Source organism: Nocardia sp. NPDC004168, assembly GCF_040610355.1.
In the GTDB taxonomy this organism is placed as follows: Bacteria; Actinomycetota; Actinomycetes; order Mycobacteriales; family Mycobacteriaceae; genus Nocardia; species Nocardia sichangensis.
This window is the reverse complement of the sequence record NZ_JBEXME010000008.1, coordinates 118,857-133,577: the sequence shown is the minus strand read 5'-3', so window position 1 is coordinate 133,577 and position 14,721 is coordinate 118,857. Positions and strand designations below refer to the sequence as shown.

18 protein-coding genes are annotated in these 14,721 nt (G+C 69.2%); 12 read left to right on the top strand and 6 right to left on the bottom strand.

Annotated features, from left to right (window positions below; genetic code table 11):
• Positions 1-113 precede the first annotated feature (113 nt).
• The 3 genes from ABZW96_RS17710 to ABZW96_RS17700 are packed head-to-tail and all read left to right on the top strand — an operon-like array spanning position 114 to position 1,463.
• Complete coding sequence (locus ABZW96_RS17710) at positions 114-269, top strand: CopG family transcriptional regulator (RefSeq protein ID WP_355075803.1); 156 nt, start codon at positions 114-116, stop codon at positions 267-269.
• Entirely contained in the window at positions 266-607 is a 342-nt protein-coding gene (locus tag ABZW96_RS17705; RefSeq protein ID WP_355075801.1) for a VOC family protein, read from the top strand. The genes ABZW96_RS17710 and ABZW96_RS17705 overlap by 4 nt, the downstream gene beginning before the upstream one ends.
• 4 nt (positions 608-611) lie before the next feature.
• Positions 612-1,463 carry a class I SAM-dependent methyltransferase gene (locus ABZW96_RS17700; protein WP_355075800.1) on the top strand — a complete coding sequence of 284 codons (852 nt, stop codon included), beginning with the start codon at positions 612-614 and terminating at the stop codon, positions 1,461-1,463.
• Positions 1,464-1,577: 114 nt separating this feature from the next.
• On the opposite strand, the gene ABZW96_RS17695 is transcribed toward ABZW96_RS17700, so the two are convergent.
• Entirely contained in the window at positions 1,578-1,733 is a 156-nt protein-coding gene (locus ABZW96_RS17695) for a DUF6011 domain-containing protein (RefSeq protein ID WP_355075981.1), read from the bottom strand.
• A 230-nt stretch (positions 1,734-1,963) separates the two neighbouring features.
• Between ABZW96_RS17695 and ABZW96_RS17690 the strand changes: the two genes are divergently transcribed.
• Both ABZW96_RS17690 and ABZW96_RS17685 read left to right on the top strand, forming a co-directional pair.
• Positions 1,964-2,380, top strand: a complete 417-nt coding sequence (locus tag ABZW96_RS17690) for a hypothetical protein (RefSeq protein WP_355075798.1) — start codon at positions 1,964-1,966, stop codon at positions 2,378-2,380.
• A 188-nt stretch (positions 2,381-2,568) separates the two neighbouring features.
• A complete protein-coding gene (locus tag ABZW96_RS17685) occupies positions 2,569-3,519 on the top strand; it encodes a serine/threonine-protein kinase (RefSeq protein WP_355075796.1) in 951 nt (316 codons plus the stop codon).
• Between the two features lie 9 nt (positions 3,520-3,528).
• On the opposite strand, the gene ABZW96_RS17680 is transcribed toward ABZW96_RS17685, so the two are convergent.
• The gene (locus ABZW96_RS17680) at positions 3,529-4,467 is read right to left on the bottom strand and encodes a hypothetical protein (RefSeq protein WP_355075794.1); all 939 of its coding nucleotides are present in this window, start codon (positions 4,465-4,467) and stop codon (positions 3,529-3,531) included.
• Positions 4,468-4,618: 151 nt separating this feature from the next.
• Between ABZW96_RS17680 and ABZW96_RS17675 the strand changes: the two genes are divergently transcribed.
• Complete coding sequence (locus ABZW96_RS17675; RefSeq protein WP_355075793.1) at positions 4,619-5,041, top strand: hypothetical protein; 423 nt, start codon at positions 4,619-4,621, stop codon at positions 5,039-5,041.
• Between the two features lie 125 nt (positions 5,042-5,166).
• Here the strand turns inward: ABZW96_RS17675 and ABZW96_RS17670 are convergent, their stop codons facing one another.
• Positions 5,167-6,090: an SDR family NAD(P)-dependent oxidoreductase gene (locus ABZW96_RS17670; protein WP_355075791.1), complete on the bottom strand. Its 924-nt coding sequence runs from the start codon at positions 6,088-6,090 to the stop codon at positions 5,167-5,169.
• Positions 6,091-6,227: 137 nt separating this feature from the next.
• On the opposite strand from ABZW96_RS17670, the gene ABZW96_RS17665 reads away from it, so the two are divergent.
• Positions 6,228-7,091, top strand: coding sequence for a helix-turn-helix transcriptional regulator (locus ABZW96_RS17665; protein ID WP_355075790.1), 864 nt, complete (start codon positions 6,228-6,230; stop codon positions 7,089-7,091).
• Between the two features lie 24 nt (positions 7,092-7,115).
• On the opposite strand, the gene ABZW96_RS17660 is transcribed toward ABZW96_RS17665, so the two are convergent.
• Positions 7,116-7,727 (bottom strand): TetR/AcrR family transcriptional regulator, encoded by a 612-nt coding sequence (locus ABZW96_RS17660; RefSeq protein WP_355075788.1) that lies wholly within the window; start codon positions 7,725-7,727, stop codon positions 7,116-7,118.
• A gap of 77 nt (positions 7,728-7,804) precedes the next feature.
• Here ABZW96_RS17660 and ABZW96_RS17655 point away from each other — a divergent pair, with 77 nt between their 5' ends.
• The 4 genes from ABZW96_RS17655 to ABZW96_RS17640 all read left to right on the top strand — a co-directional run bounded on the left by ABZW96_RS17655 (position 7,805) and on the right by ABZW96_RS17640 (position 11,409).
• Positions 7,805-8,812 carry a DJ-1/PfpI family protein gene (locus ABZW96_RS17655; protein ID WP_355075786.1) on the top strand — a complete coding sequence of 336 codons (1,008 nt, stop codon included), beginning with the start codon at positions 7,805-7,807 and terminating at the stop codon, positions 8,810-8,812.
• Positions 8,813-8,915: 103 nt separating this feature from the next.
• Entirely contained in the window at positions 8,916-9,638 is a 723-nt protein-coding gene (locus tag ABZW96_RS17650) for an alpha/beta hydrolase (protein ID WP_355075785.1), read from the top strand.
• A gap of 39 nt (positions 9,639-9,677) precedes the next feature.
• A complete protein-coding gene (locus tag ABZW96_RS17645; protein WP_355075783.1) occupies positions 9,678-10,643 on the top strand; it encodes an alpha/beta hydrolase in 966 nt (321 codons plus the stop codon).
• Between the two features lie 37 nt (positions 10,644-10,680).
• On the top strand, positions 10,681-11,409 hold the full coding sequence (locus ABZW96_RS17640) for an alpha/beta hydrolase (RefSeq protein WP_355075781.1): 729 nt from the start codon (positions 10,681-10,683) through the stop codon (positions 11,407-11,409).
• 312 nt (positions 11,410-11,721) lie between these two features.
• Here ABZW96_RS17640 and ilvD read toward each other — a convergent pair whose 3' ends face one another.
• Positions 11,722-13,428 carry a dihydroxy-acid dehydratase gene (gene ilvD, locus ABZW96_RS17635; protein ID WP_355075779.1) on the bottom strand — a complete coding sequence of 569 codons (1,707 nt, stop codon included), beginning with the start codon at positions 13,426-13,428 and terminating at the stop codon, positions 11,722-11,724.
• Positions 13,429-13,557: 129 nt separating this feature from the next.
• Here ilvD and ABZW96_RS17630 point away from each other — a divergent pair, with 129 nt between their 5' ends.
• Positions 13,558-13,944 carry a helix-turn-helix transcriptional regulator gene (locus ABZW96_RS17630; protein WP_355075777.1) on the top strand — a complete coding sequence of 129 codons (387 nt, stop codon included), beginning with the start codon at positions 13,558-13,560 and terminating at the stop codon, positions 13,942-13,944.
• Here ABZW96_RS17630 and ABZW96_RS17625 read toward each other — a convergent pair whose 3' ends face one another.
• Entirely contained in the window at positions 13,945-14,538 is a 594-nt protein-coding gene (locus tag ABZW96_RS17625; protein WP_355075775.1) for an ATP-dependent Clp protease proteolytic subunit, read from the bottom strand.
• Between the last annotated feature and the right edge of the window lie 183 nt (positions 14,539-14,721).

The window sequence follows — 14,721 nt, the reverse complement described above, 5'->3', positions numbered from 1 at the left end:
GCTCATCTTAACCACAGCGACCGGCGTCGTGCTCGAACTCGGGTTCGATGACCCGATCGACGGTCGATGCTGGAACCCTGCCCCTTAGCATGCTAGTTTGCTAGCATTGCCTCGTGGCCGAGGAAGTGAAGCAGTTCAACGTCTACCTGCCGATCGAGCTGATCAAGCAGGTCAAGTATCGGGCGATCGAGTCGGAGATGTCGTTGTCGGCGCTGGTCACCGCCGCGCTGCGCGCCTACCTCGACGACGAAGGAGAGGATCGACAATGACCACCGATGGCATCGAGGCCGTGTTCCTGGAGACCCACAACTGGGGCCGGATGGCGAAATTCCTGCAAGGGCTGGGCTTCACGGTCGACTTCGAGACCGATCACAACTCCGGCCAGTTCCGCAACGGCGAGGGAGCATACGTCTTCGTGGCCGAGGTGCCGCCGACACAGCAGACGAGCACCCGGTTGGTGCTGAAGGTGGCGAGCCCAGAGGTACGTCCGGGTGACGGTGTCGAGATCCGCACCGACTTCGAGCCGACCCATTACGGGACGAGGGAGATGACCGTCCACGACCCGGACGGGCGGGTATGGAGCCTGCAGGCCCCGGAAGAGGAGTGAGCCGATGACACCCGAGACGATCGCGCCGGACAGCACCGCGGTCCGGGTAGCGCTGTGGCGAGCCGTGCACGCGCTGCACGACCAGGCACCGCACGTGTTCGACGACCGCGTCGGCCTACGCCTGGCCGCGCCCGAGGACGGCTGGCGGGACCGCCCGGACATGGATCCGCGGTCCACCGCGCCGATGCGCGCGGGCATCGTGTCGCGGGCGCGTTTCGTAGAGGATCTGCTGGCCGAGCAGGCCGAGCGCGGCGTGGATCAGTACGTGGTACTCGGCGCGGGACTGGACACCTTCGCCCAGCGCAGACCGGAGCTGGCCGCGCGGTTCACCGTCTTCGAGGTCGATCAACCCGGACCGCAGGCATGGAAACGGCAGCGCCTCAGCGAACTCGGCTTCGACATCCCGCCGTGGTTGCGGCTGGTTCCGGTCGATTTCGAAGTGGACGCGTGGTGGCAGCGGCTCCTCGAGGCCGGTTTCGACCCCGCCCGTCCGGCGCTCGTCGCCTCCACCGGTGTATCGATGTACCTGACCCGCGAGGCGAATATCGCTACTCTGCGGCAACTTTCGGCGCTCGCGCCGGGCTCCGCTCTGGTCACGACCTTCCTGCTGCCGCTCGAACTCGTCGACGCCGACGAACAGGTCATGCGCGGATTCGCCGAGGAGGGCGCCCGCCGATCCGGCACGCCGTTCATCAGTTTCTTCCGTCCCGAGGAAATGGTGCGGCTGGCCGAAGACGCGGGATTCGCCGCCACCCGGCACGTCCCCGCCGCGGAGCTGACCGGCCGCTACTTCGCCGACCGGACCGACGGGCTGCGACCGGCCGAATCGGAACAGATTCTGATCGCGACGACCTGAACGCATCGGCCCGCCGGGCCGTCTCGCTCCCCATGCCACAGCTCGGCTATGGACTCGACGCGGGACGGCCCGGTCAGCATCTTCGGGTCGGCCGGACAACGCACCGAACCCCGGCTACGCCGCGACGTCGAAAAGAGTGAGTTCTCGGGTAGATTGGGCGCGCAGCTCCGCGCGTTCACGGATCGCACAGGTCGGGCCGATTCCTTGTGCGACCGATTGTGGCGACAGCAGCCAACCGTGACAGCGACGGCAATGCGCGACCAGTCGCACCACGGGGCGGTCATCAATGTCGGCCAATTCGTTCTCCTCTGGCCAGGTGACTACACCGCCAGTGTGGCATGAGGCACCGACATCTCCCGTTCATTGCCGGTGTTTCCATCCGTGATCGGTCACTGGGGCGCCTTCGTCTGTGCGGTGATCACGCGCGATCCCCGGGCGTAGCCATCGGTTTACCGCAGCCGCATGAGATCTCGCACACGCGCTGAGGAAAGATGGTGCCCATGACCGCTTCTCGACTGATTCGTTCGTTGGTGGGTACCGTGCCCGCGGTGCTCGCCGTCGTCAGCTTCACCGCGGCCGGAGGGGCGGCGACCGCCCAGGCCGCGCCCGGTATTCCTTCGGTTCCCGGCGTCGTGCAACGCCTGCAGATCGCTCCCGGCCAGAACAGCGCCGAGATCAGCGGCAACGTCGGGCAGGGCAAGGCCGACAGCTACTCCATCGCCACCGCGCCGGGGCAGCGCCTGAGCTTCGACGTCGCGGGCAATGCCCGCGTCTCGGTGGCCCCGCTGATCGGGCCGCAGGTCGCCAACGAGGCACCGCACGCCGATCTCGTCGCCGACGGCAACGACTACCAGATCCTCGTCACCTCCGCCGACGGCTCGGCGGCCGGTTACACCCTCAAGATCACCCTCGTCTGACCCACCGCCGTGCTGCCCGTCGGCCTGAAGTGTCGTGCCACGACCTTCGGGCCGGCGGGAGCAGTCTCGCGTCCCGCAGGCTGCGCGTCGGCGGGCATCATCCCGCTTACCGCGCGGGCGCAGTGCCGTTGGGCACACCGAAGGCAAACACCGGCGTGCGGCTGGGGGCGTCGCACTATGGTGAGGCGGTGCTGCTAGAACCAGGTGACCAGTTCGCGGGCTTCGTCGTGCGGGCCCCGCTGGGACACGGTGGCAGCAGCCACGTGTACCTGGCCGAGGATCCGGAGTGGTCACGCCCGGTGTCCTTGAAGATCTTGGGGCCCGAGGACAGTCGGTCACCCGAGGCGCGCGCCCGATTCGTGCACGAGTTCGACATCTTGTCGGCGTTGCGACACCCCGACATCGTGCGGATGTACACGCACGGGGAAACCGACGGCAGGCTGTGGTCGGCACACGAGTACGTGGCGGGCGCGACGGGTTCGACATTGGTGCGTTCACCGCATCGGTACCCGGACCTGCGGCGGGTGCTCCACGTACTGACGCACGTCGCGGCGGGATTGGATTTCGCGCACGCCAACGGAGTGGTCCATCTCGACGTGAAACCGGCGAACGTGCTGGTCGGGACGGACGAGTCGACGGTGAAGATCTCGGATTTCGATTCGGCGCGGTGGCTGGATCGGCCGGAACCGCCTTTGGCCACCAACGGGTTCGTCGTCGTATCGGTGCCGTATGCCGCGCCGGAACTGCTGCGGGCGGAGACGGTGTCACCGGCCACCGACCAGTACGCGTTGGCCTGTTCCGCCGTCGAGCTGCTCACCGGCCACACGCCGTTCTCTCGCGTGAACCTCATGGCCACCGCCGAAGCGCAGCTGCGCGAGCCACCCCCGGCGCTCTCCGCACAGCACCGCTGGATCCCGCCCGAGGTCGACGCGATCCTGCACCGGGCACTCGCGAAAGCCCCCGGTGACCGCTACGACTCCTGCGCCGAACCCGTCCGCCTGCTCACCGAGGCGCTTCGCGACGTCGACCCCCGCCCCATCGCCCCCATTCTGAACCGCCTCAAAGTGACGGTCACCCGCTCGCCACTGATGAATGCCGCATTCGGACGATTCGGCGGCAAAGTGTTCGGCAACCGCTGATCCCCCTGATCACACCCGTCGCGGGAGCACGCTGACCGGGGACTCCGGGCCGTGCCGCGGCAGCTTGAGCGCGTGCAACGGCAGCGTCCGGTCACTGTCGACGCGCGTGGAGATGTGTTCCAGGACGACCCCTTCTCGCAAGGCCCACGGGCTCACTTCCAGGCAGTCGATGTCCAGTGCCGCCATGGTCGCGTCCGCCACCATCGCTCCGGCCAGGATCTGACTCGCGCGTGCCGGTGAGACCCCGCGCAGGGCCGCCCGCTTCTCGGCAGGCATGGCGGCCAGCTTGCGGACGCTGCCATGCTGTTTGAACGTCTTCGAGCTGCCGATCACGTGTCGTGGGGTGCCTTCCCACAGCAAGCGGTCGCGCACCTGTCCGAGGCAGTCGCGGATGTGCCTGCGCATCAGCTCGAGCTCCGACCGGCGCGGTGGGTCCTGGGCGAAGAACGCCCGTGTGAGCCTGCCCGCGCCGAGCGGCAGCGACAGCGCGAGGCTCGGCTCGGCGTCGCGGCCGAGTGCGATCTCCATGGAGCCGCCGCCGATGTCGAGCATGAGCAGCGTGCCAGCACACCAGCCGAACCAGTGGCGAACGGCCAGATACGTCAGTCGCGCCTCCTGCACGCCGCTGAGGAACTGGGGCCGGATGCCGCTGGCGGCCTCGATCTTGTCCAGCACCGCCTGCTGGTTCGGCGCGTCGCGGATCGCCGCGGTGACGAACGCGTAGAAGCTGTCGACGTCGTAGCGCGTGGCCTCGGACAGCACCCGTTCGACGGCGTCGGCGACCCGCTGCGCCCCGTCCGCGGTGATCACCCCGGCCGCGTCGATGTCTTCGCCGAGCAGCACCGGCTCCTTCAGCGCGCGCAGTGGCAACGGAGGCGCCCCGCGAGAGGCGTCCACCACCAGAAACTGCGCGGAATTCGAACCGATGTCCAGCACACCCAGTCGCACACCTGCCGCCTACCCCGTGCGGCGGCTTTCATACCCGACTCCGGCGCGGTTTCGGCGGCCGGTTGCGCCTACGCCTTCGGGTCCGCCCCGGTGTAGCGCTGATTTGCTGGTTTCCTTGCGATGAGCCGGTGCTGCGGCCACCCTGAAAGGTATGCGGACCCGCGATATCGAGGTCGGGTGCACCTATATGGTGTTGGTCCCGCAGCGCTTGCCACGCAGTCGCTACCCCGACTGCGACCAGCCGGGTTCGCTCACGTGGGCGTGGTCGTGGCTGCGCGGCGGCCGGTTCCGGCTCACCGTCACCGACATCGACCACACCAGCGAGCCGACCACCGTCGAAGGGCTGCGGATCACCGCGAACTCCCGCATCGCGGTGATGCTGACCAGCGAGCAAGCCGACGCGCTCGGACTGCCGATGGGTGTGTTCCGGGTGCGCGGGACCTTGTTCGACGGCGAGGATCGGCCCGTGCGCCTGCCCGAGGTCGAACCGCTGCGAGTCCCCGCCCGCTGGCTGCGGCCCGTCGAGCAACCCTGCCTGACGCACCGCGATATCGATTGCTTCCCCTACCTGTGAGGTGACTCGCGGAGAGACGCTCGGTGATCCGGAGCGGTTCGACCTACCCGGCTCCGAAGACCTGCGTCGAGTTCTCTCCGATCACCCGGCCGGTTCTGCCGATCAGGAGGGACAGTTGCGCCGGCTCAGGCCGCATAAGGCGCGATGAGCCGCTCGACAGCGTCCCAGAGTTCGGCTTCGCGCGGCGGATCGTACGACTCCTCCGACGAGCGGGCGACCCGGTCGCGGTCGACGTAGGAGCCGGTCGGCGCGGCGGTGGCGCCGAGGACGACGTCCGCGAGATGGCGCCCGGCGGCAGCGCGGCTGGTCGCGAACGGCGTGCGGGTCAATACCGGCAGGACGCGGCGCATCGCGAACCGGGAGACCCGACCCGCGTTGCGAGCGAGGTCGGTGCCGGGGACGAAGCCCGGGTTGAAGCCGATGGCATCGATGCCGTCCGGCAGGCGGCGGGCGTACTCGTGCAGGAGGTGGATGGCGGCGAGTTTGCTCGTCGAGTACGCGGTGCGCCCGGCGGCGGTGGTGCCCGGCTCGGAGAACGCGCCGGGGCGGGCGAGGACGTCCGCGGACCGCCAGACCGGGCCTGGCACCATGCCCAAGTTGTGCCGGAAGTCGCCGAAGTGAGTGTCGCTCACGGTGATCACGATGCGCGACGGAGTGCGGAAGCGATCCTCGAGCAGGCGGATGAACAGGTGGTTGGCGAGCACGTTGACGGTGAAGGTGGACTCGAATCCGTCCGGCCCTTCGGTGAGCGCGTTCGTGTACTGGATTCCCGCATTGCCCACGAAACCGTGCAGCGGCGGCAGCTCGCCCAGGTCGAGCCTGCTGCGGATCTCGTCCGCGGCCGATCGCACGCTGTCCAGCGAATCGAGGTCCACCGGGACGTGCGAGACCCGGTGCCCGCCCGCGCCGAGTTCGGCCGCGAGTCGCGCACCGGTGGACCCGCGTGCGGCGACGACGAGATGCGCCTGCGGCGCCGCGTGCACGATGCGCTCCGCGGCGACGCGGCCGATCCCGCGACTCGCCCCGGTCATTACGATGGTCGAGGGCATAGCGGCTCCTTCACTTGATGACAGCCCGTCGGTCGCCTCGATGGTCGCCGCCGCGGCCCTCGGCAGCCAGTGCCGCGCCCGTCACCAGGACTGACAGTACCCAGGCTGATGCGGCGCGCGGCGGCGAGAATGAGCGCATGGCTTCCGCTCGCTCCGCTTTCGGCGCGCTCCTGCACGCCTGGCGGGATCGTCTCGCGCCCGCCGACGCCGGGTTCCCGGTGACCGGCGGCCGTCGTGCTCCGGGATTGCGCCGTGAGGAGCTCGCGCAGCTGGCCGGACTCTCGGTCGACTACGTCTTGCGCTTGGAGCAGGGTCGCGCGCGTAACCCCTCCGCGCAGGTGGTCGGCGCCCTCGCGCGGGCCCTGCAACTGTCCAGGACCGAGCGCGACGAGCTGTATCGCGCAGCCGGATTGCTGCCCCCGCGGGACGGGACGATCGGCACGCATGTCCCGCCGGGCATCCAACGGCTCACCGCCCGCCTCGGCGACGTCCCGATCGGGGTGTTCGGCGCCGACTGGACGCTGCTGTGGTGGAACGGCATGTGGAGCGGGCTGCATGGTGACCCCGCGCTGGTCCCGGTCGGCGAGCGCAACCTCGCCCGTGCGGTTTTCGGCACCGGCGCGGCCCGCGCCTCGATGCGTCCGTTCCGGTCCGACCGCGGGCACGGCGCCTTCGCGGCGTCGATCGTGGCCGATCTCAGGGACGCGGTGTCCCGCTATCCCGCCGACGCGGGACTCGATCGTCTCGTGCGGGAATTGCGCGACACCTCCGCCGCATTCGCCCAGCTGTGGACGACGGCGACAGCGTCGCAGCACACCAGCGACCGGAAGACGGTCCGGCATCCCGAGCTCGGCGACATCACCCTCGACTGCGACGTCCTCGTCGTCCCGGGCGCCGACCTCCGCATGGTCACCTACACGGCGGCAGGCGGCAGCGAGGACGCGGGGAAGCTCGACCTCCTGCGCGTCACCAACGGGCGCGCGGCGGGCACACTGCCCTGAACGCACGGCCATCGACGTCCCGGGTCAGTGCACGAGCTGATCGGCCCATTCCCGCGGTAAGGCCGCGCTCGACACATCGGCGATCTCGTGCAGCCGCTGTGCGGGAAATCCCTGACGGCTGAGCTGGATCAGGCCCTGGGCGACCACCACGACAGCGGCGCTGACCGCCGAGAGCGTGGCTTCGTCGTCGTCTCCCGCGTCGTGCATCGCGGGCCGCAGCCGGTCGGCGACGCCCCGCTCCATCTCGGTGGTGGTGCGGCTGCCGATGGTGGCGACTTCGGGGATCCGGGTGCCGAGCTGCGCGATGCTGTTGATCATCAGGCAACCGCGCCGATCCGGTTGCGCCGCGCAGTCTTCGATGATCGCTTGATACAGCGCGCGCACCGCGGAGCGCGCCGAACCGCCCGCCGTACCGATGGCATCGCGCACCAGACGCGCACGGCCCTCGCAATAGCGTTCGAACGCGGCCAGGAACAGTCCGCGCTTGCTGCCGTAGGCGGCGTAGATGCTCCCGTTCCCGACGCCGGTCGCGAGCGAGACGTCTTCCACCGAAGTGCTGTCGAAACCCTTCGACCAGAACAACTCGGTCGCGGCGTCGAGCAGGTTCGACTCGTCGAATCGTCGCGGCCGTCCCATGTGCTCACCGTACCAATCGGCGTGCGAACTGCGGCACATCGCTTGTTCTGGAGCCGTGCCTCCACAATAATGGTGACATGTCCAACAAATTCGCCGCCTCGCCCAGCAAACGGGTGGGCATCCTGGTCTTCGACGGCGTGAAGATGCTCGACTTCGTCGGGCCCGCCGAGGTGTTCGTCGAGGCCGATCAGTCGGTGGCGGGGTACGAGGTGGTGCTGGTCTCGGCCGACGGCAAGGACGCGCAGACCTCGATCGGCGCGCGGGTGGAGGTGAGCTGCGCGGCGGCCGACGCGGGTCGTTTCGACACCGTGGTGATTCCAGGCAGCGAGCTGCCACCAGGGAAGTTCATGACACCGGAGGTCTTGGCGGCCGCGCGGCATCTTTCCTGCAACACCCGCAGGCTGGCGTCCATTTGCAGCGGTGCGTTCGTCCTGGCCGATCTGGGCCTGTTCGACGGGCGCCGCGCGACGACGCACTGGAAATTCGCGACCGAGCTCGCGCGACGCTATCCGTCGATCGAGGTGGACCCGGACGCGATCTTCGTGCGGGACGGCAATCTGTACAGCTCGGCCGGGGTCGCCGCGGGCGTCGATCTCGCGCTGGCGCTGGTCGAAGAGGACCACGGCGCCGACGTCGCGCGGCGCGTCGCGCAGGCGCTGGTGGTCTACATGCAGCGCGCGGGCGGTCAGTCACAGTTCTCCGCGTCGCTCACCGGACCGGCGCCGCGCAGCCCGCTGGTGCGCGGGGTGGTGGATCTGATCTGCGCGGACCCCGCTTATCCGCATACGGTGCAGACGCTGGCCGCCCACGCACGGGTCAGCGTCCGGCATCTGACCCGGCTGTTCCGCGCGGAACTGGAACGCTCGCCCGCGGAATACGTCGCGTTCATCCGCTTCGGCACGGCCAGGGACATGCTGCACGCCGGATACAGCGTGACGGAGACCGCCATGGCCGCGGGGTACGGCACCAGCGAGGCGTTGCGCAGGGCCTTCGTGGCACGCGTTGGCATTTCCCCGCGCAAGTACCAGCAGCGTTTCCGGTCGGCCGCCCGGATCGATCCGGCGCTGGAGCAGGCCGTGTCCTGAACGGAGGCTTTTGTGGCCCGTGGGGAGGGGCGCGCGGCGGGGCCTACGGCCGAGACTGAGTCGGCCACAGCGCCGCTCACCGAGCGCTGGAGAAAGGAAACCGATGTCCGCCCCGGCAAGTCCGACCATCGTTCTGGTGCACGGCGCCTTCGCCGACGCCTCGAGCTGGTCCCCCGTCACCGCACGGCTGCTCGACCAGGGCCATCGCGTCGTGGTTCCCCCGGTGTTCAACCGCAGCCTGTCGGCGGACGCGGCCTACATCAAGTCGTTCGTGGAACGGATCGACGGCCCCGTCCTGCTGGCCGGCCACTCCTACGGCGGCGCCGTCATCACCGTGGCAGGCGTCGCCGACAACGTGGTGGGCTTGGTCTACGTGTCCGGTTACGCCCTGGAAGAAGGCGAGAGCCTCGGGCAATTACAGGGCGGATTCCCGGATTCCGATCTGGCGGCCAACCTCGTCTACGCGCCGTACCCGATCGAGGGTGACGAGCCCGGCACGGACGTCTCGGTCGCCATCGACGCCTTCCCCGATGTCTTCGCCGCGGGCCTGGACCCGGCGAAGGCCGCGGTCCTCGCGGTCTCGCAGCGGCCGCTGTCGGCGTTCGCGTTCACCGAGCCCGCCTCGGCGGCCGCGTGGAAGACGAAACCGGCCTGGGGCATCGTGTCCGGCGCCGACCGCACCATCAACCCCGACGTCGAACGCTTCGGCTACCAGCGAGCCGGAATGCGCGCGGTGGTCGAGATCGACGGACCACACCTGGTGATGCAGACCCACCCTGACGAAGTCGTGGCCGTCATCACCGGCGCGATCGATCAATCCGCCTGAATAACCGCAGTTTCCACCACTTCTACGAGAGGCACGATCATGTCAGGTAACCCGCTGGGCATCTCGCTCGAACCGGCGGCGCAGGAGTTCGTCGACGCGACCTCGCAGCCGCCGTTCCTCTACCAGCTCCCGCCCGAGGAGGGGCGCAAGGCGGTGGACTCCGTGCAGGACGCGCCGATCTTCAAGCCCGAGGTCGACGAGGAGTGGATCACGGTCGAGGGCGGCCCGACGGGCTCGGTGCGGGTTCGGATCGTCAAGCCGCAGGGCGTCACCGAAACGCTGCCGGTGATCATCTACACCCACGGCGCGGGATGGGTTTTCGGCGACGCGCACACCCACGACCGCCTGGTTCGCGACCTGGCCGTCGGCACGCACGCCGCCGTGGTCTTCCCCGAATACGACCGGTCGCCCGATGTGCGGTATCCCGTGGCCAACGAGCAGTCCTACCGGGTGGCGCAGTGGGTTACCGCGGAGGGCGCGACGAAGGGCCTCGACTCGTCCCGGATCGCGATCGCGGGTGACTCGGTCGGTGGCAACATGGCCATCGCGCTGACCCTGATGGCCAAGGAGCGCGGCGACGTCTCCTTCGTTCAGCAGGTGCTGTTCTACCCGGTCACCGACGCCAACTTCGACACCGGCTCCTACCAGCAGTTCGCCGAGGGCTACTTCCTCACCCGCGAGGGCATGAAGTGGTTCTGGGATCAGTACACCACCAGCGCCGACGAGCGCGCGCAGATCACCGTCTCACCGCTGCGGGCGACCACCGAGCAACTGGCCGGGCTGCCGCCCGCGCTGGTCATCACCGCCGAAGCCGACGTGCTGCGCGACGAGGGCGAGGCTTTCGCGGGCAAGTTGCGCGCCGCGGGCGTGCCGGTCACCCAGGTGCGCTACGGCGGGATCGTCCACGACTTCGTGATGGTCAACTCGCTGCACGACACCCATGCCGCCAAAGCCGCGGTGGCGCAGGCCGTCGCGACGTTGCGGTCCGCGCTGTACACCGACTGACCGGTCCCCGACCACCCGATTCGAAGGAACCACACTTGTGAGCACCGAGCCCGTCAGTCCTTCCACGCCGACCATCGTGCTGGTCCACGGCGCGTTCGCCGACTCGTCCAGCTGGAACGGGGTCATCGAACGGCTGCGCGCACAGGGACATCCCGTGATCGCGGCCGCTAATCCACTGCGCGGTCTGGACAGTGACGCGGCCTATGTCGCGTCGGTACTCGATTCCGTGGAAGGGCCGAGCGTTCTGGTCGGCCATTCCTACGGCGGAAGCGTCATCACGGTGGCCGCCGCCGGACGGAGCGACGTCGAAGCGCTCGTCTATATCGCCGCGTTCATTCCGGATGTAGGCGAGAGCGCACTGCAATTGACCGACAAGTTCCCCGGATCGACGCTCGGGCCCACTACCCGGGCCGCGTCCTATCCGCTTCCCGACGGGGGCACCGGTACCGAGCTCTACATCCGGCAGGCGGAATTCCACCGGCAGTTCGCCGCCGACGTGCCCGCCGCCACGGCCGAGCTGATGGCCGCGACCCAGCGACCGGTCGCCCTCGACGCGTTGCAACAGCCCGCGACGGCCACCGCTTGGCAGGACATCCGGTCGTTCGCGCTGGTCACCGGCGAGGACAAGAACATTCCGGTGGAGGCGCAGCGGTTCATGGCCGAACGCGCGAGCGCCGAAATCGTCGAGGTCTCGGCCTCGCACGCGGTCTCGGTGTCCGCTCCCGACGCAGTCGGTGAGCTGATCGCCCGAGCCGCCGCCGGTTAGGGATCAGCGCGGTCACGCAAAGCGGCCCGCGCGGTAAGATTCCCCCGCGCGGGCCCGACCCATCCCCTCCTCCGTAGCTCGACTGGCGGCGAGCCGTCGAGCCGTACAACCAGTTCACAGAGCTAGGCGCGGTCGCAGTACTAGACCGGATGCCTTGCGCTGCACCGAATTCCTCAGCCGCACAGCCCTGATCGAGCCCGGGCCACCAGCTCCGCGTACTTCGATACGACATTGCGATGCAATCGGCGGCAACGGTTCTCAGCCTGCGCGGCCTCGATACTCGGCCCTGTCGTGCGCGGCATCGAGCATCCGTCAGCCGCAGACGGCACCGATCGAAGCCGAGCCCACCAGCTTCGTGTACTTGGCCAGGACGCCGCGGGTGTAGCGGGGCGGCAACGGTTCCCAGCCGGCGCGGCGGCGGGCGAGTTCGTCGGCATCGACCAGCAGGTCGAGCGTGCCCTCGGCGACATCGAGCCGAATGGGGTCGCCGTCACGCACGAAGGCGATCGGGCCGCCGTCGACGGCTTCCGGCGCGACGTGCCCGACGCACAGGCCCGTGGTGCCGCCGGAGAACCGCCCGTCGGTGAGCAGCAACACGTCCTTGCCCAGGCCCGCGCCTTTGATGGCCGCGGTGATGGCCAGCATCTCGCGCATCCCGGGACCGCCCTTCGGCCCCTCGTACCGGATGACGACCACGTCGCCGGCCGCGATCGTGCCGTCTTCGAGGGCGTCCATCGCGGCCCGTTCCCGATCGAAAACCCGTGCCGTGCCGGTGAACACGTCGGAGTCGAAACCCGCCGACTTGACCACGGCGCCATCCGGCGCGAGAGAACCGGAGAGGATGGTGATGCCACCGGTCGGATGGATCGGCGCGGCCATCGCGCGGATCACCTTGCCGTCGGGGTCCGGCGGGGTGATGTCGGCCAGGTTCTCCGCCACCGTCCGACCCGTCACGGTCAGGCAGTCGCCGTGCAGCAACCCGGCATCGAGCAAGGCTTTCATCATGACCGGCACGCCGCCGATCCGGTCCACATCGGTCATCACGTGGTTGCCGAAGGGCTTGACGTCCGCCAGGTGCGGCACACGGCGACCGATGCGCGCGAAGTCGTCCAGCGACAGGTCGACATTCGCCTCGTGCGCGATGGCCAATAGGTGCAGCACGGCATTGGTGGAGCCGCCGAACGCCATGACGACCGCGATCGCGTTCTCGAAAGCGGGTTTGGTGAGAATGTCCGACGGGGTGATGCCCTGGCGGATCAACTCGACCACGGCCTCGCCGCTGCGGCGGGCGTAACCGTCGCGGCGCCGGTCGGTCGCGGGCGGCGCCGCGCTGCCGGGCAGCGACATGCCCAGCGCCTCGGCCGCGCTGGCCATGGTGTTGGCGGTGTACATGCCGCCGCATGCGCCTTCGCCGGGACAGATCGCCCGCTCGATCGCGGCGACGTCGTCACGGCTCATCAACCCTCGGGCGCAGGCGCCGACCGCTTCGAAGGCGTCGATGATCGTCACTTCGCGCTCGCTGCCGTCGGAGAGCTTCGCGATGCCGGGCAGGATCGACCCCGCGTACAGGAACACGCTCGCCAGGTTCAGCCGGGCCGCGGCCATCAGCATCCCGGGCAGCGATTTGTCACAGCCGGCCAGCAGCACCGAACCGTCGAGCCGCTCGGCCTGCATCACCGTCTCGACGGAGTCGGCGATCACCTCACGTGAGACCAGGGAGAAGTGCATCCCCTCGTGTCCCATGGAGATGCCGTCGGACACCGAGATGGTGCCGAACTGCATGGGGAAGCCGCCGCCGGAGAAGACGCCGTCCTTGCAGCCCCGGGCGAGTCGCTCCAGAGACAGATTGCAGGGCGTGATCTCGTTCCACGAGGAGGCCACGCCGATCTGCGGCTTCTCCCAGTCGTCGTCGCCCATGCCGACCGCGCGCAACATCCCGCGAGCGGCGGTCTTCTCCAGCCCGTCGGTGACGTCACGGCTGCGCGGTTTCAGATCGGGGACTTTCGAGTTCTCGGGCACGGTTTCCCATCATGCTCGCCTCCGCGCCGATTACCGCGACGACCACGCCGAATTCGCGAAGACCCGCCGCTCGTCCGCCCTGAGCGTAATGCCGGGCACTCCGGCGGCCCGGAACCGTACGCTCTGCTCATGAGCGAGCACCCGAGACTGCACTCGATTCCCGGTGGACGCGATGACCGCACCCCTCAACCGGACTCGCGAACGCCGCCGGAACCCTTGTGGCGCGAGGTGCTCGGCGAACAGTTGCGCACCCTGCGGCAGGACCGCGGCGAGACGCTGGTCGAGACGGCCCGGCGGGCGGGTATCTCCCCGCAGTATCTGTCGGAGGTCGAGCGGGGACGCAAGGAGCCGTCGAGCGAGATGATCGCCGCCCTGGCCGGATCGCTCGCCACCACGCTGGGTGAGCTCACCGGCCAGGTGGCGGACGAACTCCGCGCGCGCCGCAGGATCGCCCTCCTGCCGCGGTCGGCGCCGCGTTCCGGCACCGGGCCCACGCTGATGGCGCTGGCGGCCTGATCAGTCGCGCCGTCCCAGAACCTGGTCGACCAGGCCGTACTCGATCGCGGCCGACGCGGTGAAGACCCGGTCGCGGTCGGTGTCGTGCCGAAGTCGCTCCACCGACTGCCCGGTGTGCCGGGACAGGATCGACTCGATCTCCGCCCGCAACCGCACCAGCTCGTCGGCCTGCAGGATCAGGTCGGGAATCGCGCCCTGTCCACGTGCGGCGGGTTGGTGCAGCACCACCCTGGCGTGCGGGAGCATGGCGCGACGGCCCGGCTCGCCGCCCGCAAGCAGCACCGCGCCGACCGCGATCGCCTGGCCGACGCAGGTGGTCTGTATGGGCGAACGAATGTGCTGCATGGTGTCGTACACGGCGAGCATGGAGGACAGATCGCCGCCCTCGCAGTTGATGTAGAGGTTGATCTCCTGCTCCGGGCTCTCCGATTCCAGGTGCAGCAGCTGCGCGATGAGCGCGTTGGCGACCCCGGAGTCGATCGGCGTGCCGAGGTAGACGATGCGCTCGGCGAGCAGATGGGAGTAGATGTCGGTGATCCGCTCCCCGCCACGCGGATGCTGCGCGATCACATTCGGGATGGTGTAGGTGCTCATGCTGTGTCCTTTCCGGCATGATCGGGCCCCTCCGTGGTCACGCCGCGCTGCCGCCTCCGGGGCTGACCGATCATGCTGTGCCCGCTTCCGGCATGATCGGGCCCCTCCGTGGTCACGCCGCGCTGCCGCCTCCGGGGCTGACCGATCATGCTGTGCCCGCTTCCGGCATGATCGGGCCCCCGT